21 protein-coding genes and 1 pseudogene are annotated in these 19,386 nt (G+C 41.3%); all 22 read left to right on the plus strand.

Annotation, left to right across the window (positions count from 1 at the left end; translation table 11 throughout):
* Positions 1-266: 266 nt before the first annotated feature.
* The 22 genes and pseudogenes from BIV16_RS13705 (at position 267) to BIV16_RS13805 (ending at position 19,372) form a co-directional block, all read left to right on the plus strand.
* Positions 267-1,127 carry a YitT family protein gene (locus tag BIV16_RS13705; protein WP_075680279.1) on the plus strand — a complete coding sequence of 287 codons (861 nt, stop codon included), beginning with the start codon at positions 267-269 and terminating at the stop codon, positions 1,125-1,127.
* 96 nt (positions 1,128-1,223) lie between these two features.
* On the plus strand, positions 1,224-1,973 hold the full coding sequence (locus BIV16_RS13710) for a GTP pyrophosphokinase (protein WP_083625141.1): 750 nt from the start codon (positions 1,224-1,226) through the stop codon (positions 1,971-1,973).
* A gap of 583 nt (positions 1,974-2,556) precedes the next feature.
* Positions 2,557-2,820: a DUF1292 domain-containing protein gene (locus tag BIV16_RS13715; RefSeq protein WP_075680132.1), complete on the plus strand. Its 264-nt coding sequence runs from the start codon at positions 2,557-2,559 to the stop codon at positions 2,818-2,820.
* A 5-nt stretch (positions 2,821-2,825) separates the two neighbouring features.
* Positions 2,826-3,185: a YccF domain-containing protein gene (locus tag BIV16_RS13720; RefSeq protein WP_075680131.1), complete on the plus strand. Its 360-nt coding sequence runs from the start codon at positions 2,826-2,828 to the stop codon at positions 3,183-3,185.
* 18 nt (positions 3,186-3,203) lie between these two features.
* On the plus strand, positions 3,204-3,635 hold the full coding sequence (locus BIV16_RS13725; RefSeq protein ID WP_075680130.1) for a hypothetical protein: 432 nt from the start codon (positions 3,204-3,206) through the stop codon (positions 3,633-3,635).
* Complete coding sequence (locus tag BIV16_RS13730; protein ID WP_075680129.1) at positions 3,623-4,345, plus strand: prolipoprotein diacylglyceryl transferase family protein; 723 nt, start codon at positions 3,623-3,625, stop codon at positions 4,343-4,345. Before BIV16_RS13725 ends, BIV16_RS13730 begins: the two co-directional genes overlap by 13 nt.
* Positions 4,305-4,796: an HD domain-containing protein gene (locus tag BIV16_RS13735; RefSeq protein ID WP_075680128.1), complete on the plus strand. Its 492-nt coding sequence runs from the start codon at positions 4,305-4,307 to the stop codon at positions 4,794-4,796. The genes BIV16_RS13730 and BIV16_RS13735 overlap by 41 nt, the downstream gene beginning before the upstream one ends.
* Before the next feature lie 185 nt (positions 4,797-4,981).
* Positions 4,982-5,728 (plus strand): annotated as a pseudogene (locus BIV16_RS15780) (tRNA threonylcarbamoyladenosine dehydratase); the annotation flags it as partial.
* Between the two features lie 81 nt (positions 5,729-5,809).
* On the plus strand, positions 5,810-6,304 hold the full coding sequence (locus tag BIV16_RS15785) for a DUF3877 family protein (protein WP_242940361.1): 495 nt from the start codon (positions 5,810-5,812) through the stop codon (positions 6,302-6,304).
* A 184-nt stretch (positions 6,305-6,488) separates the two neighbouring features.
* Positions 6,489-7,163: a DUF3800 domain-containing protein gene (locus BIV16_RS13745; protein ID WP_075680127.1), complete on the plus strand. Its 675-nt coding sequence runs from the start codon at positions 6,489-6,491 to the stop codon at positions 7,161-7,163.
* A gap of 324 nt (positions 7,164-7,487) precedes the next feature.
* On the plus strand, positions 7,488-7,634 hold the full coding sequence (locus BIV16_RS13750) for a hypothetical protein (RefSeq protein ID WP_159435927.1): 147 nt from the start codon (positions 7,488-7,490) through the stop codon (positions 7,632-7,634).
* A 137-nt stretch (positions 7,635-7,771) separates the two neighbouring features.
* Positions 7,772-8,398, plus strand: coding sequence for a GDSL-type esterase/lipase family protein (locus BIV16_RS13755; RefSeq protein ID WP_075680126.1), 627 nt, complete (start codon positions 7,772-7,774; stop codon positions 8,396-8,398).
* Between the two features lie 96 nt (positions 8,399-8,494).
* Positions 8,495-9,373, plus strand: a complete 879-nt coding sequence (locus BIV16_RS13760; protein WP_075680125.1) for a transporter substrate-binding domain-containing protein — start codon at positions 8,495-8,497, stop codon at positions 9,371-9,373.
* Between the two features lie 7 nt (positions 9,374-9,380).
* Complete coding sequence (locus tag BIV16_RS13765; RefSeq protein ID WP_075680124.1) at positions 9,381-10,040, plus strand: amino acid ABC transporter permease; 660 nt, start codon at positions 9,381-9,383, stop codon at positions 10,038-10,040.
* Positions 10,021-10,695 carry an amino acid ABC transporter permease gene (locus BIV16_RS13770; protein ID WP_075680123.1) on the plus strand — a complete coding sequence of 225 codons (675 nt, stop codon included), beginning with the start codon at positions 10,021-10,023 and terminating at the stop codon, positions 10,693-10,695. The genes BIV16_RS13765 and BIV16_RS13770 overlap by 20 nt, the downstream gene beginning before the upstream one ends.
* Positions 10,696-10,697: 2 nt before the next feature.
* On the plus strand, positions 10,698-11,441 hold the full coding sequence (locus BIV16_RS13775) for an amino acid ABC transporter ATP-binding protein (protein WP_075680122.1): 744 nt from the start codon (positions 10,698-10,700) through the stop codon (positions 11,439-11,441).
* Positions 11,442-11,539: 98 nt separating this feature from the next.
* Positions 11,540-13,120, plus strand: coding sequence for a glucose-6-phosphate isomerase (locus BIV16_RS13780; RefSeq protein WP_075680121.1), 1,581 nt, complete (start codon positions 11,540-11,542; stop codon positions 13,118-13,120).
* A 181-nt stretch (positions 13,121-13,301) separates the two neighbouring features.
* Positions 13,302-13,583 carry a flagellar biosynthesis anti-sigma factor FlgM gene (gene flgM / locus BIV16_RS13785; RefSeq protein WP_075680120.1) on the plus strand — a complete coding sequence of 94 codons (282 nt, stop codon included), beginning with the start codon at positions 13,302-13,304 and terminating at the stop codon, positions 13,581-13,583.
* Positions 13,584-13,597: 14 nt separating this feature from the next.
* Positions 13,598-14,110, plus strand: coding sequence for a flagellar protein FlgN (locus BIV16_RS13790; protein ID WP_242940349.1), 513 nt, complete (start codon positions 13,598-13,600; stop codon positions 14,108-14,110).
* 22 nt (positions 14,111-14,132) lie between these two features.
* Entirely contained in the window at positions 14,133-15,890 is a 1,758-nt protein-coding gene (gene flgK / locus BIV16_RS13795; protein WP_075680118.1) for a flagellar hook-associated protein FlgK, read from the plus strand.
* Positions 15,891-15,900: 10 nt separating this feature from the next.
* Positions 15,901-17,778 (plus strand): flagellar hook-associated protein FlgK, encoded by a 1,878-nt coding sequence (gene flgK, locus BIV16_RS13800; protein WP_075680117.1) that lies wholly within the window; start codon positions 15,901-15,903, stop codon positions 17,776-17,778.
* Positions 17,779-17,803: 25 nt separating this feature from the next.
* Positions 17,804-19,372, plus strand: a complete 1,569-nt coding sequence (locus tag BIV16_RS13805) for a flagellin N-terminal helical domain-containing protein (protein WP_075680116.1) — start codon at positions 17,804-17,806, stop codon at positions 19,370-19,372.
* Positions 19,373-19,386 lie beyond the last annotated feature (14 nt).

The raw sequence follows: 19,386 nt of genomic DNA on the forward strand, positions 1-19,386 counted from the left end.
GGCATACTAAGATTTTCTAATGTTCCCTCAAAGTCACAAAAAAGTCTTGCCTTTGAGCAATTTCCCAGCGACTAACTTGTGAGCAGCCTTTTGCCCCCGAATCTAGCATAAGTAAAATTGTAATACAAAAGCGAGACTGTGGGAATAACATAAATGGAAACATGTAAATTTCTATTCGTAAAATCTTTCCCCAACAGTCTACAAAAACCGGGAAACCCATGTTATAATAATTTTGACATAAAATGAGAAAGGCATGGTTATTTCACATGACAAAACACGAAAAAGTACAGGTTGTTTATGAGTACTTTATTTTAACGATAGCAACCCTGATTCAGGTTGCCGGAATCTATGTATTTAAGTTCCCGAATAATTACTCCTTCGGTGGAGTTACCGGTATGTCCATCGTGCTCGCAAAAGGACTGCCGCTGACACCCGGTACAATTACATTTGTAATTAATATGGTACTTTTGATATTGGGCTTTCTGTTCCTTGGAAAATCGTTTGGAATCAAGACGGTATATGTCAGTGTCCTAATGTCTGTTGCGCTGTGGGCGGCAGAAATCATTTTCCCAATGAAAGCGCCACTGACAACACAGCCGGTGCTGGAACTGATTTATGCGATTGTTCTGCCTGCATTCGGCTCGGCAATTCTGTTTAACGTAGGAGCATCCAGCGGTGGTACGGATATTATTGCGATGATTTTGAAAAAGTATACGCATCTGAATATTGCGAGTGCACTTTTTTGCGTCGATTTATTTATCGTCATTGCATCCTGTTTTGTGTTTGATGCGCAGACAGGTCTTTTTTCCATGTGCGGTCTTCTTGCAAAATCACTCGTCGTGGATAACGTGATTGAGAGCATAAATTTATGTAAATATTTTACGATTGTGTGTGACAATCCGCAGCCAATCTGCGATTTTATCATGAAGGATTTGAACCGGAGCGCGACGATTTATCATGCGGAAGGGGCTTACCAGCATAATCAGAAAACCGTTATTTTAACTGTTTTAAAAAGAAGGCAGGCGGTGGAATTGCGTAACTTCATCAAGAGAAATCAGCCGACTGCATTTATCGCAATTACCAACAGCAGTGAGATTATTGGAAAAGGATTTCGCGGTTTCAACTAAAACTTTCATAAAAACTTTAGAATGTATTAATGGGGAATTTACTTCTGTTTGTTATAATAACAGTATCAAAAATGATTTGCTAAGGAGAAGATAAATATGGGAAATCAGAACGCAATGAAACAGAACGGGACGATGCCATTGAATCCCGTGATTATACAACAGCAGGTAATAGAAGTAAATGAAGTTATGCCGGTGACCATTACGGTAAATGATAATATGGAAGAAATTGCAGATATGACAGAGCAATTCTCCCAGACAATCGACCCGATTTTAAGGATGTACAATGCAGCAATGAGCGCAACGACTGCAAGACTTGAGATTATTAAAGATGAATTCAAGTACCGAAAAGCACGTTGTCCCATTCATCATATCGACACACGTTTGAAGTCTGCAAAAAGTATTCTTGGAAAACTGGAAAAAAAGGACTTAAACCTCACGTTAAGTGCAGCTTGTAATAACATTTATGATATTGCGGGAATCCGCGTTGTGTGTCCTTATATGAAGGATGTTTATTTGATTCGTGACCGAATTCTGGCACAGGATGACATCCATATCATGGAGATTAAAGACTACATAGAGAATCCAAAACCAAACGGTTACCGCAGTCTTCACATGGTAATCCGTGTTCCGGTTTATTTTATGAATAAGAAACAGATGGTGCCGGTGGAATTACAGATTCGGACACTTGCCATGGATTTGTGGGCAAGTTTAGAACATGATATCCAGTATAAAAGCATCAAGAGCAAAGTTTGTACGGAAGATTTTTCAGACGAACTCAGAGAATGCGCGAAGCTGATTTATCAGGCAGAAGAAAAAATGGAGATGATGAACTCGATGTTAGAGTAGACCAACATCTTTCATTATATATAGGTTTGGATGTCAAAAAACTGTGAGCTGCCTTTTCGCATCCGAAGCTATCACACAGAAAGCATATTTCATGAAAAACATGGAGTATGCTTTTTCTTTCGGTTCGGTTGTGAAAAGAGGACTTGCAAATTAGTAGATAACAAATTGCACAAAGCCCGGTCGATTTTGTGATTTTGGGAGAATATTAGAAAATCTTTGTATGGCTATTCCTTCTCAGTGATGTTCTGCCACGGACGGCAGAACAAGGCTTCACGAGCCATGGATGGCTCGTTGAACGCCGGGCACGTCACTCTGAAATATACTTTGTTAGGCATACATAGACTTTTCTTATATTCGTACATCAAAACAAAATCGACCGGGCTTTGTACAATTTGTCATATAGTAACTATGAGCCCTCTTTTCCCAACCGAACCGAAAGGTAACGACCACATTGTATTCTGTATACAAGAATCAGCTTTTTTGCACATTTTTACAAAGTCTGTTAAAATGACAAAAAACAGGTGTGCCGGAATGTAAAACCAACCGCAGGTTTGCAGGAAAGCGCAAGAAGAAGGAGAGAAGAATGTCAGAGGAATTTAAAGAATATGCAACATTTACCGTAAAGAGCAAAGAGGGAGAAGATGTCGAGCTCGCAGTGGTCGACGAATTTGAGTTTGAACACAAGAATTATGTGGTGGGAGCCCGCATCGAAGGCGATGAGATTTCGCAGGAAGGGCTGTATATCTACAAAGTAAAGGTGAGCGAAGATGACTTTTCCGTAGAAAAAATCAACAACCAGGTTGAGTATGAAAAAGTAGCAAAGGCTTACATGGAGATGGAGGATTAGAGAAGATGAGTTTAGTTGGGAATTTGTTATGGTTTATTTTTGGCGGGTTTTTTAGCGGGCTGTCGTGGGTTCTGGCAGGATGCCTATGGTGCATCACAATTGTAGGAATTCCGATTGGGTTACAGTGTTTTAAGTTTGCAGGGCTTGCATTTTGGCCATTTGGAAAAGAGATAGAGTATGGCGGAGGTGCCATGAGCCTTGTCGCAAATATTTTCTGGCTTATCCTGTCTGGAATTCCAATGGCAATCGCAGATGTTGTGACAGGATGTTTATGGTGCATCACAATCGTAGGAATTCCGTTTGGAAAACAGTTTTTCAAACTGGCAAAACTTTCATTGATGCCGTTCGGGGCACGTGTCGTTTAAATTACAAGGGAGGTTCACGTGGGAAAGAATCCGTTAACACCAGAAGAAAATAAAAAAGCTGATATTCTATGCATAATATCTGTGGTTTGTGCATTAGCACCAACGTCGTCGTTTATGAAGCTTTTTTCCTTTTTCAATGGAAAATTGGCAAAAATAGAGGTCGACAACTGGCTGTTTGAACTGTTCCAGGAAATGGTTACAAGTGTAGTTGGAATGATGGTGATTGGCTGCTTCATTGTAGCACTGGTACTGATGATTTATGTCAGAGTCAAATATCCGCAGAATGTGTTTGGAAAAGTTTTGATGTGGGTATACATTGTGCTGTTTATCATAGCAATCATAGGCATTGTGGTTTTGTTGGTGGCATGTAATATTGTATGTGGAACTATGTGCAACTCGTCCGCTTGTGCCGCAATATTGCCTTGGCAGGGTGTGCTATGGAGATTGTAGTCTGGCATTGGCGCATCTCACCGTACGCAATCTGCTTTTTCCTCAGTTTTGTGGCAGGATTTTCGTATGTGGCGCGGGAACTTTTGAAAAGAGGCATTGAAAAAAGATATATTGCGTATTCGATGATGTTAAATATCGCACTGATTTTATACGGTGGCTGGGCGTTTACACTTGTCGTTCAATATCTTCAGAATGGAAAAGTAGAAAAAGTTGGATTTTCAAGTCTTGGCGGCGCCGTTGGCATGCTGCTTGGTGTCTGGATTTTTACAAAAATCGATGCCAGACAAAAAGATGCATTTGTCCAGACCTACACGATAAGCCTCGGTCTCATGTACGGCGTGTCGAAACTAGGCTGCTTTTTTGCCGGGTGCTGCCGAGGAAAAAGTTATGACGGTCTCGGATGTGTGCGCTATCTGGATGGCGGAAACAAGTCGGAGTGGATGATACCGGTGCAATTGATAGAAACAATTATATTTGTAGTTTTGTTTCTTTTCCTCAATCGACTGGCAAAAAAAGGCATGCAAAATATCAGCGCCTGGTGTGTCGTAATCTACGCTTTTTTCAAGTTTCTTCTGGATTTTTTGCGCGATAATCCGCCAGGGCAGCTTTTTTCCATAAATCAATGGGTGTGTCTGTTACTTTTTATGATTGCAGGAGGAAAAATAAGTTATGATAAACGAAAAAATGATTCAAAAAATGGTAGAGTTTGATGGCGGGGACCCGAAGAGAATCCAGCATTTTTTGAAGGTGTATCAATTTGCACATGTGATTGGAGTGGAAGAGGGGATTTCAGAGGAACTGCAAAAAATACTTGACCTTGCGGCGATTCTTCACGATATTGGAATCAGACCGAGTGAAGAAAAGTACGGACGCTCCGACGGAAAACTGCAGGAGCAGGAAGGTCCGGCCTACGCAATGCAGCTGTTAAAAGAATTTTCGGAGGTTACGGAAGAAGAGCGTGACCGGATTTGTTATCTGATTGGTCATCATCATACCTACCAAAATGTAGAGGGGATGGATTACCAGATTTTGCTGGAGGCAGATTTCCTTGTGAATGCGTACGAGGATGAGCTGCCAAAGGAAGCAATTTTAACATTCAAACATAAGGTATTTCGTACCGAAACAGGAAAGAAGCTTCTGGATACGATGTTTGGGCTTTAGGAATGTTCTACACTTTTGAAAGATAGAAGTTAGAATTGACAGCAGCAGGTATGGATAGTAAAATATAGAAAACCTACCCGATTAGTAGGATAACAAGGCAGATGCGAAAGTACTCTGCTTCTTTATTTGTGCGAGTAACGAGGAAAAATAAGTTCCTCATAGTTAAAATTAGAATCGAGGTTTTTATGTTAAATCAATTTTCAAGAACGCAATTGCTGATTGGAGAACAGGCAATTGAAAAGTTAAAGGCATCCAGAGTAGCAGTTTTTGGAATCGGCGGAGTCGGCGGTTATGTCTGCGAAGCCCTGGTGCGAAGCGGAGTCGGGGAATTTGACCTGATTGATGATGATAAAGTCTGCCTGACAAACTTAAACAGACAGATTATTGCGACGCGAAAAACCGTTGGAAAATATAAAGCAGATGTGATGAAAGAGCGTATGCTGGAAATCAATCCAGATGTAAAAGTGCATGTTCATAAATGTTTTTTCCTGCCGGAAAATGCAGACGAATTCCCGTTTGAGGAGTACGATTATGTGGTGGATGCAGTAGATACTGTTACGGCAAAGCTTGAGATTATCATGCGTGCAAAAGGACTTGGTGTTCCGGTCATCAGTGCGATGGGAGCTGGAAATAAGTTGGATCCGGGCAGATTCCAGGTGACTGATATTTATAAGACAAAAGTTTGTCCGCTCGCACGCGTGATGCGAAGAGAATTAAAGAAAAGAAACGTCAAAAGTTTGAAGGTCGTTTATTCGGATGAACAGCCAATCCGTCCAATTGATGATATGTCAATCAGTTGTCGTACGAACTGTATCTGCCCACCAGGGGCAAAACACAAATGCACAGACCGACGCGATATTCCGGGAAGTACCGCATTTGTTCCGGCGGTGGCAGGTCTTATGATCGCAGGTGAGATTGTGAAAGATTTATCAAACAGCACGGGCAGTTCCTCAAATGCAGCTGGGAAAAAAGGAAAAAACGGTTATCATGACTTGAAATGTAATCTGGTTGACATGGTGGTCGAGGAGCAGGCAAAGCTTGGCTACAATAAAGAAGCAATCCGGCTCTATTATCCGTTAAGTTCACTCAACCATATTTTAAATACGTCGCTTGATACAGAAGAAATGCTTTCTTATTTAATAGCCTTCCCGGCTTATGTAGAAAAAATTTGCGGCGAAGTAAAAGTTTCCAAGGAAGAAGAGCGTTTCTGCTTTTACCTTGGAGAAGATTTTTCGGAGCATGTGCATACTCACAAAGCCGGTAACCGGTTCTTAGCCGAACTGGTAGAACTGGTTGGAAAACATGGCACCACCTTACAGCAGATAGAAGAATTTTTCCATGCACAGGAAAAATCATGTGTGGTTGAACCGGCAGAACACGGGGAGTTTGATATCTTGATTCGCTTCACGGAAGGAAACGACAACAACTATTATTGCTTCAAAGACGAGGGAGGCCATATCATTTACCACAGATTTTTGCCGAAAGATTACGAGGATTTTGATTTTTAAAATCTTTCTGACAAAACAAAAAATAGTGTGCAAGCAATTGATTTTTTTTTAATAATCGCATATACTATTTGTACAGATGTAGATTTGTTGTGCGTATGCACATCATATATATGGGCTGGTCGAAAGACCCGGGTCCACCAAACGGCGGGTAAGACACCCGCCATTTTTATTATACGAGGGATGAATGAAAGAGTTAAGTATTTTTGTAGATGAATCCGGCGATTTTGGGGAATATGATTATCATGCACCATTTTATATTATATCTATAGTATTACATGATCAATCTGTTGATATCAGTGATGATATGAAAAAATTTGAGAATGAACTCAGCAATATTGGATGGCCAAAACACAGTGTTCATGCCGGGCCGGTAATAAGATCGGAAGAAGAATACCGAGGATATGACTTAAAAGAACGACAAAAAATTATTATGAAAATGATGAGCTTTGTACGTCGTTTGGATATAAACTTTAAGTCAATATACATAGAAAAGAAACATATAGAGGATTCCATAGAAGCAACAGGAAAGCTTAGCAAGCAATTAGCAGTATTCATTCGAGATAATTATGCTTTCTTTTGCGATTATGATACGGTTAAGATATATTATGATAATGGACAAGTGGAGGTAACAAGGATTTTATCATCCGTTTTTAATGCGTTGCTAGAGAATGTTGAATTCTGTAAGGTGATTCCGGCCGATTATAGGTTGTTTCAGGTTGCAGATTTGATATGTACACTTAAGCTAACGGAACTAAAGATGGAGAATCATTTGTTATCAAAGTCAGAAATATATTTTTTCAATGACGAGAGAACGCTCAAAAAGAATTACCTGAAGCCATTATCAAAGAAAGAATTGTAGATGCTAAACTTCACATTTTACGTTGAGATAATAGTCTGGAAACCTGGATTTTTGCAATAAACATAGTTTCGTAAAAGGTGAATGCAGAATCACAAAAGCCGCTTGGACACTGGTTTTATACAACCTGTGAGTCCAAGTGGCTTTTTTTATGTAATAGGAAATTTCGTTCCTATTACATAAAAAAGCTCCACAAGGATCGCACTGCGGCGGAGTTGAACAATGTCGCAAATGCGACCCGCCGCAGGCGGAGAATCCTGCAAGCAGGATTATTTTTTAGAAATAAAAAACATACAAAACCTATTGACATAGTAGGAATAAAAGAGTATGATAACAAACATCAAAGGAAAGGAGCAGGACAAGATGAGAAGAGATAACGTAGGAAATGGATGTTGTATGTGTATGTGTCGAATGCTATTCTCCCAGGCAGCGGATGTGCCGGGCGTCTATGACAATCTTGTCATGCGCCCGTAAAGCAGACGTAAGTTTGAACCATTTGCCTGGGAGTCTCCCAGGCTTTTCTTTTGCGCAGGCACAGTGGCAACGATGAGAAAGCGTCAAAGCGTATGCCTCATCGTTTTATAAAAATCGAATAGAAAAAGGATGAATAAATGAAGACAATCGTATGTTTTGGCGATTCCAACACGTTTGGTTATCGCCCGGAGGATGGAGGCAGATATCCACCAGAAGTCCGGTGGACGGGAATCTTAAGAGAGAATTTAAAGGAAAAAGGATATGAAGTCATAGAAGAAGGACTTGTCGGTCGGACAACCGTTTTTGAGGACAGCGTAAGGCCGGGCAGAAAAGGAATTGATTTTCTGATTCCGCTGATTGAGACACACGCACCGGTCGACACCGTAATTTTAATGCTTGGCACGAACGACTGTAAGTCACTTTACAAAGCGTCACCGCAGGTCATTGGAAAAGGGATGGAGCGGCTCATTTGCCAGATTCAGAATTTCAGCAGCGAAATCAAAATCCTGTTGATGTCTCCCATTCATTTAGGGGAAGAGGTTTATAAAGAAGAATTTGATCCGGAATTTGACCAGGAATCTGTAAAAACTTCAAAGAAATTAAAAGAAGTCTATGAAAAATTAGCAAGACAATACGGATGCGATTTCTTGGCGGCATCCGACATCGCAAAGCCGTCCGAGGAAGATCAGGAACACATGGCGGCAGAAGGACATCAAGCACTTGCCCAGGCAGTTACAAAAAAATTTGAAAAAAAGAGTGCATAAGCGTTACCAAAACGCACAAAAAACATACATTAAGATATGAGGAGTAAATGTGAAAAAATTCACAAGCAATAATCCAAAGGAAGGAAAGGTACTTATATGAAAAAGAATTTATGGAAAAAACTGGTAAGCACAGTCACAATTGCAGCATTGACAGGAGCATTATTAGCAGGCTGCGGTTCTGCAAAGTCAGAAACATCTTCAAACGGCGGTTCTAAGGATGCAGGATATCGTACCCTTGATGAAATCAAAGAAAGTGGAGAAATCAACATCGGCGTCTTTTCCGATAAGAGCCCATTTGGTTATGTGGATGAAAACGGTGATTACGCCGGATATGATGTTTATTTTGCAGAGCGTCTTGGAAAAGACCTCGGCGTGAAAATCAACTATGTTTCCACAGAGGCAGCAAACAGAATCGAATATCTCCAGACTGGAAAAGTAGATATCATTCTTGCAAACTTTACAGTAACAGAGGAAAGAGCGCAGGAAGTTGATTTTGCACTTCCATACATGAATGTTGCACTAGGTGTTGTCTCTCCAGATAATGCAGTGGTAACAAGCTTAGATGATATCGGCGCAGATGACCAGGTGATTGTCATTTCCGGAACAACAGCAGAAACTTATCTGACCAAGAATTACCCGGACATCAAATTACAGAAATACGATGCCTACGCAGAAGCAAAGACAGCGTTTGAAAATGGAAACGGTGTTGCATGGGCAAACGATAATACCGAAGTAATCGCTTTTGCAAATGAAAATCCAGGATATACCGTTGGAATCCCATCCTTAGGGGATGCAGATACGATTGCACCAGCAGTCACAAAAGGGAATGACACCTTATTAAATTGGATTAATGATGAAATTGAAAGCCTTGGAAATGAAAACTTTTTCCATGCAGACTATGAGGCAACCTTGCTTGACACATACGGACAGGAGTATGAGAATACACTTGTAGTTGAGGGCGGAAAGACGGAGTAATAGAACTATGGATGTAAATGTAATTGCAGAATATCTTCCATTATTTAAAAATGCACTTATCTTAACACTGAAAATTGGATGGCAGGGCATAGCAGTCGCGTTTGTAATCGGACTGGTGGGCGCTGCTGTCCTCCATTTTAAAGTGCCGGTTTTAAAAACCATTATCACAGTATACATTGAATTATTGCGGAATACACCACTTCTGGTGCAGCTTTTCTTTTTGTATTTTGCACTTCCGAAGATTGGAATCCAGATTTCAGCCGAAATGTGCGGTTTACTTGGACTTGGCCTTTTGGGCGGCGCTTACATGATTGAAACATTCCGAAGTGGATTGGAATCAATTGACAAAATCCAGACAGAGAGTGCGTTAAGCCTTGGAATGACCAAAGGTCAGGTGTTTGTACACGTGATTTTGCCACAGGCTTTTTCCATCAGTATACCAGGACTTTTGGCAAATGTCATTTTCCTGTTGAAGGAGACGTCTGTCTTTTCCACCATCAGTCTGATGGATTTAATGTTTACCGCAAAAGATTTGATTGGTATGTATGCAAAAACGGTTGAAAGCCTGTTTTTACTGGTTGTTTTTTACCTGCTCATGCTGCTTCCGGTCTCCATCCTAGGAACCATCATCGAAAGGAGGGTACGCTATGCACAGTTTGGGGATTGATGTCCTGTTCAAAGGCACAAACTTTTTACGCATTTTGCAAGGATTATGGGTTTCCATTGAAATCAGTCTGATTTCCGTCATCATCAGTATTGTGCTAGGGCTTATCGTTGGGGTTCTTATGACGTCCGAGAAAAAGATTTTGCGGGCAGTGCTTCGGGTTTATCTTGAAATTGTAAGAATTATGCCACAGATGGTATTGTTGTTTTTGGTTTATTTTGGAACAACACGTGTGTTTGGCTGGGATTTGTCGGCAGAATTTTCGGCAATTTTCGTATTCTGTTTCTGGGGAACCGCAGAGATGGGCGACCTTGTCCGTGGCTCTTTAAAAAGTATTCCAAAGATTCAGTACGAGTCTGCAATGGCACTCGGAATGAACAAGACACAGGTTTATACGTTAGTCATTTTGCCGCAGACGATTCGCAGACTGATACCGCTTTCCATTAATCTGATTACCCGAATGATTAAGACGACATCTCTGGTATTGATGATTGGAATCGTGGAAGTGTTAAAAGTTGCACAGCAGATTATTGAAGCCAACCGGAACACATCGCCGAATGCAGCGTTTGGTGTGTTTGCAGTTGTATTTTTCCTTTATTTTATTGTCTGTTGGCCAATCAGCCGGCTTGCAGCTTATTTAGAAAAAAGGTGGGCATAAGAATGGAAGAATTAGTAAAAGTAAATCATTTACATAAAGAATATGAAAATCATGTCGTGCTAAAAGACATCAGCTTTTCCGTGAAAAAAGGGGAGGTAGTTGTCATTATCGGACCGTCCGGGTGCGGAAAAAGTACGCTTTTGCGCTGCCTGAACGGATTAGAAAAGATTCAGGGCGGTGTTGTCACAGTCGATAACCTTCCGGTGGAGCCGGACAGCAAGGAAATCACCAAAATTCGTCAGAAAATTGGAATGGTGTTCCAGTCCTACGACCTTTTCCCACATAAGACGGTGTTGGAAAATATAACGCTTGCGCCAAGAAAAGTACAAAAAAGGGACAAGGAAGAAGTGACAAAGGAAGCGATTGCCCTGCTCGATAAGGTTGGTCTTGCGGACAAAAAAGATTACTATCCAAGACAGCTTTCCGGTGGACAAAAGCAAAGGGTTGCGATTGTAAGAGCACTCTGCATGCACCCGGAAGTACTGCTTTTTGATGAAGTTACGGCGGCACTCGATCCGGAGATGGTACATGAAGTGCTTGAGACCATGCTAGAACTTGCCAAAAGTGGCTCTACCATGTTGATTGTCACGCATGAGATGGCATTTGCAAAAGCGGTCGCAGACCGGATTCTTTTCCTGGATGGAGGAGAGATTGTCAAACAGACCGACGACGTCGCAGGATTTTTTGCAAATCCGCAGACCGAAAGAGCAAAACGCTTCTTAAAAACGTTTGCCTATGAGGAGTAGAAATGTCCTTTCATAGTCTTGAACTTGCCTTAATTTAAGTGTATAATCACAGAAGTTGAATATTTAAATTAGGTATATTTCATATGAGGAGGAAAATCATGACAAACTGGAAGAATCTGGATACACTTGCTTCTTTCGACGCGCTTTCAAAAGTAGCACGTGTGAACCTTGTAGAGGCAATGACAGGAGATAACGGTGCAGACCGTGTAAAAAAATATAGCGTACCAATGGCAGAAGGCCTTGTATACAATTACGCAGCAAAACAGGTTGATGATAACGTATTAGCAGCTCTTTCTAAATTAGCAGAGGAAGCTCAGCTTACAGAGAAATTCGAAGCTTTATACAATGGTGAAGTTGTAAATACAGGCGAGAACCGTCTTGTACTTCATCACATGACACGTGGCCAGTTAGGCAATGCAGTAGAGGCAGACGGCGTTGACAAACGCAGCTTCTATGTAGAACAGCAGAACAGAATCGCAGATTTTGCAAATAAAGTACATGCCGGTGAAATCACAAACGCAGCCGGTGAGAAATTTACAACAGTCGTTCAGATTGGTATCGGTGGTAGTGACCTTGGTCCTCGTGCTATGTACTTGGCACTTGAGAACTGGGCAAAGAAGAACAACTTATTTAAAATGGAAGCAAAATTCATCAGCAACGTAGATCCTGATGATGCAGCAGCCGTTTTAAATTCTATCGATGTTGCACATTCTATCTTTGTACTTGTTTCCAAATCCGGTACAACATTAGAGACATTGACAAACGAATCTTTCGTAAAAGATGCATTAAAGAACGCAGGTTTGGATGCATCCAAACATATGATTGCAGTTACAAGTGAGACATCTCCACTTGCAAAGAGCGATGACTACTTAGCAGCATTCTTCATGGATGATTACATCGGAGGACGTTTCTCCTCTACATCCGCAGTTGGTGGTGCTGTATTATCTTTGGCATTCGGTCCGGAAGTGTTTGCACAGTTCTTAGAGGGTGCAGCAGCAGAGGACAAACTTGCGATGAACAAAGACATCACAAAGAACCCGGAAATGTTGGACGCTTTAATCGGTGTTTACGAACGTAACGTTTTAGGATATCCAAGTACAGCAGTACTTCCATATTCTCAGGCATTAAATCGTTTCCCGGCACATCTTCAGCAGTTAGATATGGAATCCAATGGTAAATCTGTAAACCGTTTCGGTGAGCCAGTGAACTACCCGACAGGTCCGGTTATCTTCGGTGAGCCAGGAACAAACGGACAGCATTCTTTCTATCAGCTGCTTCACCAGGGAACTGACATTGTACCGCTTCAGTTCGTTGGATTTAAGAACAGCCAGATGAACACAGATGTTGTGATTCAGGGAAGCACAAGCCAGCAGAAACTCTGCGCAAACGTTGCAGCCCAGATTGTAGCATTTGCTTGTGGTAAAGCAGATGACAACCGCAACAAGAACTTCGAAGGCGGACGTCCATCCAGCATCATCATCGGTGAAGAAGTAAATCCTAAGACACTGGGTGCATTGTTGGCTCACTTTGAGAACAAGATTATGTTTCAGGGATTCTTATGGAATGTCAACAGCTTTGACCAGGAAGGCGTACAGCTTGGTAAAGTCCTTGCAAAACGCGTTCTTGCACATGAGACAGACGGAGCATTGAAAGTATTTAGCGATTTATTAAATATCTAATATCATTTATGAAAAACGGAGCAATCAAGACACTGGAGTTTCCCAGGTGTCGTGATTGCTCCGTTTTTTTCGCAAATCCGCTAATGAAAATAAAAATCCATCCGATAAATACTGTGTAACGTTTAAAAAGCTTTTTTTAAGCAGAAATTTCAAGGAAGAAATTTAGAAAGGAGAGACCGTTATGCGTATTGAAACTTATAATCAGGTCGCCCAGATTTATAAGACATCACAGACAGCTGTTGCGAAGAATACGAGCAGTATCAGCAAGGGTCGCGATGAAGTGCAGATTTCACAGACCGGACGTGATTATCAGATTGCTAAGCAGGCGGTAGCAGAAGCTTCAGATATCAGGGAAGATAAGGTTGCACAGCTTAAAGCAAAAGTAGATTCTGGTAATTATGAAGTGAACTCTGGAGATTTCGCGAGCAAATTATTAGAAAAATACCAGACATTATTTATGTAAAGTGAGGAAAAATCGTGGCTAGTTTAATGGAAGATCTTTTGGATGTATTGGAGAAGGAAGAACAACAGTATAAAGAACTTAGCGAGCTTGGAGAGACCAAGAAAGAAGTGATTGTTGCTGCAAAGATTCCAGAACTTCAGGAGATTACAGCAAAGGAACAGGATGCGGCGAGTGTACTTGCCAATCTGGCAAAGAAGAGGAATCAGGTACTTACCGATATGGCAACTGTTCTGGGAAAAGATCCGAAAGAGATGACCGTCCAGAAGATGGTAGGCTATTTAGAGAATCAGCCAAAAGAGCAGGAACGCCTTGCAGATATGCGGGAACGCTTGCTTGAGGCAGGAACGAAAATGGCATTGATAAACAAGCAGAACGAAGAACTCTTAAAACAGGCGATGGAAATGGTGGAATTTGATCTTACTTTGTTAAAGAGCATGCGACAGGCACCTGAAACAGCAAATTACAATAAGAACGCTTATACAACAGGAGAACTGTTGGGAGGCGGAAGCTTCGATGCAAAACAATAACAAGTAAGGAGGAGACGATACCATGGCAAATAGTTTTGGCAGCCTGTACATTGGAAAATCAGGATTACAAAGCAGTTTAAACGCGTTAAATACAACATCAAACAACCTTGCAAATATCGATACCGAAGGTTATGTGCGCCAGCAGACACGTTTTGCGGATGCTGGATATACGACATTTAATTCCACAGCGGCCATCAGTAAGCAGCAGGCGGGATTAGGTGTAACCATCAGTGATGTTATTCATGCAAGAGATGTTTTCTTAGATAAATCTTATCGTGCCGAGTCAGGACGACAGGCATTCTATGCAGCCTCGTATGATGCGTGCAATGAAGTATATACCTATTATCAGGAATTACAGGGACAGGCATTCCAGGAAGGCTTGAATGACTTATGGGTAGCATTCCAGGAATTTGCAAAAGATCCGGCGGAAAGTACAAACCAGAATCTGGTGGTACAGAAGGCGGGACTATTCCTTTCACGTACACAGGCAGTATATACGGGACTTCAGAATTACCAGTTGAACATCAATACACAGATTTCAGATGATATTGATGAGATTAACGAACTGGGAAAAACCATTTATCAATTGAATTTAGAGATTCAAAAGACAGAGGCTGGCGGTATTGAGACTGCCATGACATTGCGCGATGAGCGTGATAAGGCATTGGATCAGCTCTCTGCACTTGCGAATATTTCCTATAAAGAAACCGGAGACGGATTCGTAAAAGTAAGCCTGGAGGGTCAGGAATTTATTGACGAGTCCAAATGTTATGAAATCGGGAAAAAAGTAGACAAGCTTACCGGATTTATCACACCATACTGGCCGCAGCTTTCCGATACAGAACATGATAAATATGTAGAAGTTTATGATTACTCCGTAGAAATCGCCTCCGAAAAGAACACAAATATCGGAGAGGTGAAGGCGCTTCTTCTGGCAAGAGGAGAGCGAATCGCAGATTACAGAGATATCGAGGGCGTTGATTACGATACTTACAATCAGTCCACCAGAACATCTGTGGCAACTGGAAATTCTGTTATGTTAACCGCACAGGCAGAACTTGACAAATTATTCCATGCAATCGCAACCGGCGTAAATGATTTGCTTTGCCCAAATAAGACATTGGATGCAGATGTCACATTTACAACCAAGGCAGGAGATACCGTAACACTTGCAGCGGGAACCAAGATTTTGGACGCAGAGAACTGCGATACCGGTGCAGATGGAACACTTCCACCACAGGAACTTTTCTGTAGAGTAGGAACCGAACGCTACACCAAGTACGAAGCGGACGATGGAACTGTGTATTATGTATACAATGAGGAAGATTTGACAGATAAATCCAAGATGTACACAATTGACGCAACGAATACCAACGAAGCGTTACAGGAACTTTCTTCAAGACTTCCGCATTTGAAGCAGGATGCCACAGATACAGAGAAGGCAAGTATTGATTATGATTTGGGAGAAAAATTAGCTTCTATCTGGGAGAACAGCAAGATTACGCTGAATCCAAACGACACCGGAAGCTATTCCTTTGCAAAATATTATGCTGCGATGATTGGAGAGATGGCAACATTAGGCTCGGTTTATGATACGACAGCAACCAGCCTTTCTGGAACCGTCACATCCGTTGACAATCAGAGACAGCAGGTTATGGGAACTTCTTCCGATGAAGAATTGACCAATATGATTAAATATCAGAATGCATACAATGCAAACAGCCGATTTATTAATGTTATCAATGAAATGATTGAGATTTTACTGACACAGTTAGGATAGGGAGAGTCATATGTCATCTACATTTTTTGGATTAACCATTGCATCCTCAGGCTTAAGTGCCTACCAGGCTGCATTAAATACAACTGCAAACAATATTTCGAATGTGCAGACAACTGGTTATACCAGACAGGTTGCAAATCGTACCGCATCGGATGCCATCCGTGTGTATGCAAAATACGGAGCAGCAGGAACCGGTGTGACGACAACCTCCATCACGCAGATTCGAAATTCTTATTACGATTCCAAATACTGGTTCAACCAGTCTTCGCTCGGGCTTTATGAGACGAAGTTGGGTTATATGAAGCAGATTGAAAACTATTTTATTGATGATGATACGGAAGAGGGATTTACATCCATTTTCAATAAAATGTTTAACGCACTGGATACTTTGAAAAACAATGCAAGTGATTCCAGTACAAGAGAACAGTTTATTTCAAAAGCGCAAAATTTATGCATCTACTTCAACAGTGTTGCAACCGGATTGACCAAGATTCAGGATGACTGTAATCAGGAGATTAAATCAACGGTTGATAATATTAACTCGATTGCAGAGAAGATTGCACTTTTGAATAAACAGATTAATGTTCTTGAGGTTCAGGGCGGATACGCAAATGAGCTTCGTGATCAGCGTGCACTTTTGGTAGACGAGCTTTCCGCAATTGTTCCGGTTACCGTGAATGAAACACCGGTTGTCAACTCCAATGACCCGGATATGCAGACCGGTGCAAGCTACTACACCGTGAAAATCAACGGCGAGACATTGGTTGACACTTACGATTATGAGACACTTACCTGTGTGGCACAGAAGAATAAAATTAATCAGTCCGACAGCGATGGACTATACAATATTTACTGGACTTCCACCGGAAATAAATTCAACATATCCGGAAAAGGAATGTCTGGCTCCTTAAGAGGTTTGCTGGATATCCGGGATGGAAATAACGGCGAGAACTTCACCGGAAAAGTTTCTGCAACAACAACCTCCGCAGCAAACGGAACCAAGATTACGATTGATAATCCATCCATTACGAATATCAATGCCATTTCCATGGCAGAGAGCGGTGTGATTACCATTAACAGCAAAGATTACAACTACTCTGGTTTTACGTTTGAGACAGATGCAGATGGAAATATTACATCTTATACATTTACATTAGAGGATACACTGTCAGAAACTGAGACATCCAAAATGTTTGGAAAAGAGGCATCTATTGGAACCTCTCTTGATACCATGGGAATTCCTTACTATATGTCACAGATGAATGAGTTTCTTCGCTCTTTCTGCTCGATGTTTAATGATATTCTGTCCGGAAAAGAAGATGGTGATACGACCGGCAGTGGTGCACAGGATTTGAACGGAATGAATACCAACTACTATTCTTTCTTTACCTGTGACGGTTTAGATGGAAAAGAGGTTGATTACAAGTTATCCGATAAATACAAAGATAGCACAATCACAAGTGGAATGGACAGTTATTATAAACTAACTGCAGGCAATATCAAGATTTCTGATGTATGTACCAAGGACCCGACGAAACTTGCTACAACAGAGAACATCGCCAATGGAGCAGATGCATATGACTTGACGGAAAAACTTGCCTTATTAAAGAGTGATACCATCGTATTCCGTAGTGGAAAAGCAGATGCATTCCTGTCCTGTATCTATTCCGATATTTCGGTAGATGCACAGGAAAGCCAGATTTTTTACAATAATTTCAGCAACATTGCGAGCGCAATCGAAACCCAGCGTACATCCGTTTCGGGTGTGGATCAGGATGAAGAGGCACTTGACCTTGTAAAATTCCAGAACGCTTATAATCTTTCTTCAAAGATGGTTTCGGTTCTGACAGAAGTTTACGATAAACTGATTCAGGAAACAGGAGTATAACAAAGAGAGATAGGAGGAAAGTCAGATGCGTGTAACGAACAATATGATGTTGAGTAAGACAACCGGCAACATCAATTCTAATAAAGAGAGCGTAAGCTATTTAAATAACCAGATGTCTTCCCAAAAGAAGATTGACCGTCCTTCCGAGGACCCGGTTATTGCAATTCGTGCGCTTCGTCTTCGCAGCAGCTTAAGCGAAATCAATCAGTATTATGACAACAATATTCCGGATGCAGAGTCTTGGTTGAATACAACAGAGACTGCAATCAAAAATATGAAAAATATTTTGACGGATATTCGTACACAGTGTGTTAATGGGGCAAACGATTCCCTGACCGCAGACGATCGAAATACCATTTTAAAACAGCTTCAGGCATTGCGGGAACAGGTCTACTCTGAGGGTAATGCAGATTATGCAGGAAGAACTGTTTTTACCGGATATCGTACCAACAGTAATCTTACATTTATGACGGATGAGGATGAAACGACCTATACCATCGATCAGACGATTGATTATCGTTCCATTCAGGAGAACCGCTATTATACTGGTCAGGTAACCGTTCCAACTTCAGCAGCAGGAATCGGAACCGGAGCAACCACCAACCCGACTGAGGCAGTGTTTGACCGTATCCGTCTTCCGTATTCCGATATTACAGGCGGAATCAAAGGAAAAGATAATGCCGGAAATGAGAAGCTTTACAGTACAAACGGTGATACATTCAAGATGAGCTATACCGCAAACGGAGCGACCACCCCGACAGACTTTGCAGTTACGCTATACGATACAATGGATGACTGGGCACAGGGAGCCGGCGGAACACATACAGTAGATGCTAATAAAGCTGTATTTATCAAAGAAACCGGAGAATTAATCCTTGGTAAGAATCTTTCTTCAAAAATGAAAGATGATTACGCAACCATTGATATGACCTATCAGAAAACCGGATTTGACAAAGGAGAACTTCGTCCGGAATATTACTTTAACTGTACATACCGGAAGAACCCGACAGCAACCGATACCGTTGAGTATAAGAAGTATGATGACAATGGAAAAGAGATTGCACAGGATATTAACTATATTGTAGCGGCAGGTCAGACCTTGACCGTTAACATGAACGGTTCGGATGTTTTTGACGCATCTATCGGAAGAGATGTGGATGAACTTGTCAATGCAGTTCAGGCAGCGATTGATGCAAACAATAAGGTTTCCACCATCGAAGATATGATGAAAGAAGAACAGTATGCAGGTTTCAAGGATGAATTACAGTCCTGGTTAGACGCAGCCAAGAAAGAAGCTGACTATGCAGACGATAATATGCAGAAACTTTACAACACCTATATCGGCAATTTTGATGGCTATTTAAAACAGGTAAATCTTGCATACACCACAATCGGTAGTAAAGGAACCAGATTAGACCTTACTAAAAACCGTGTGGAAAATCAGCAGACCACGATTGAAGAGTTGAAGTCTTCAAACGAGGATAAGGAACTTTCCGATGTAATCATCGATTACACAGCAGCTTATAATGCGTACGATGCTTCCTTGCAGGCAGCAAGTTACCTAAATAAAACAAGTTTATTGAATTATCTTTAAACTACAATTATAAT

Origin of the sequence: Roseburia sp. 831b, from assembly GCF_001940165.2 — a bacterium.
GTDB lineage: Bacteria > Bacillota > Clostridia > Lachnospirales > Lachnospiraceae > Roseburia.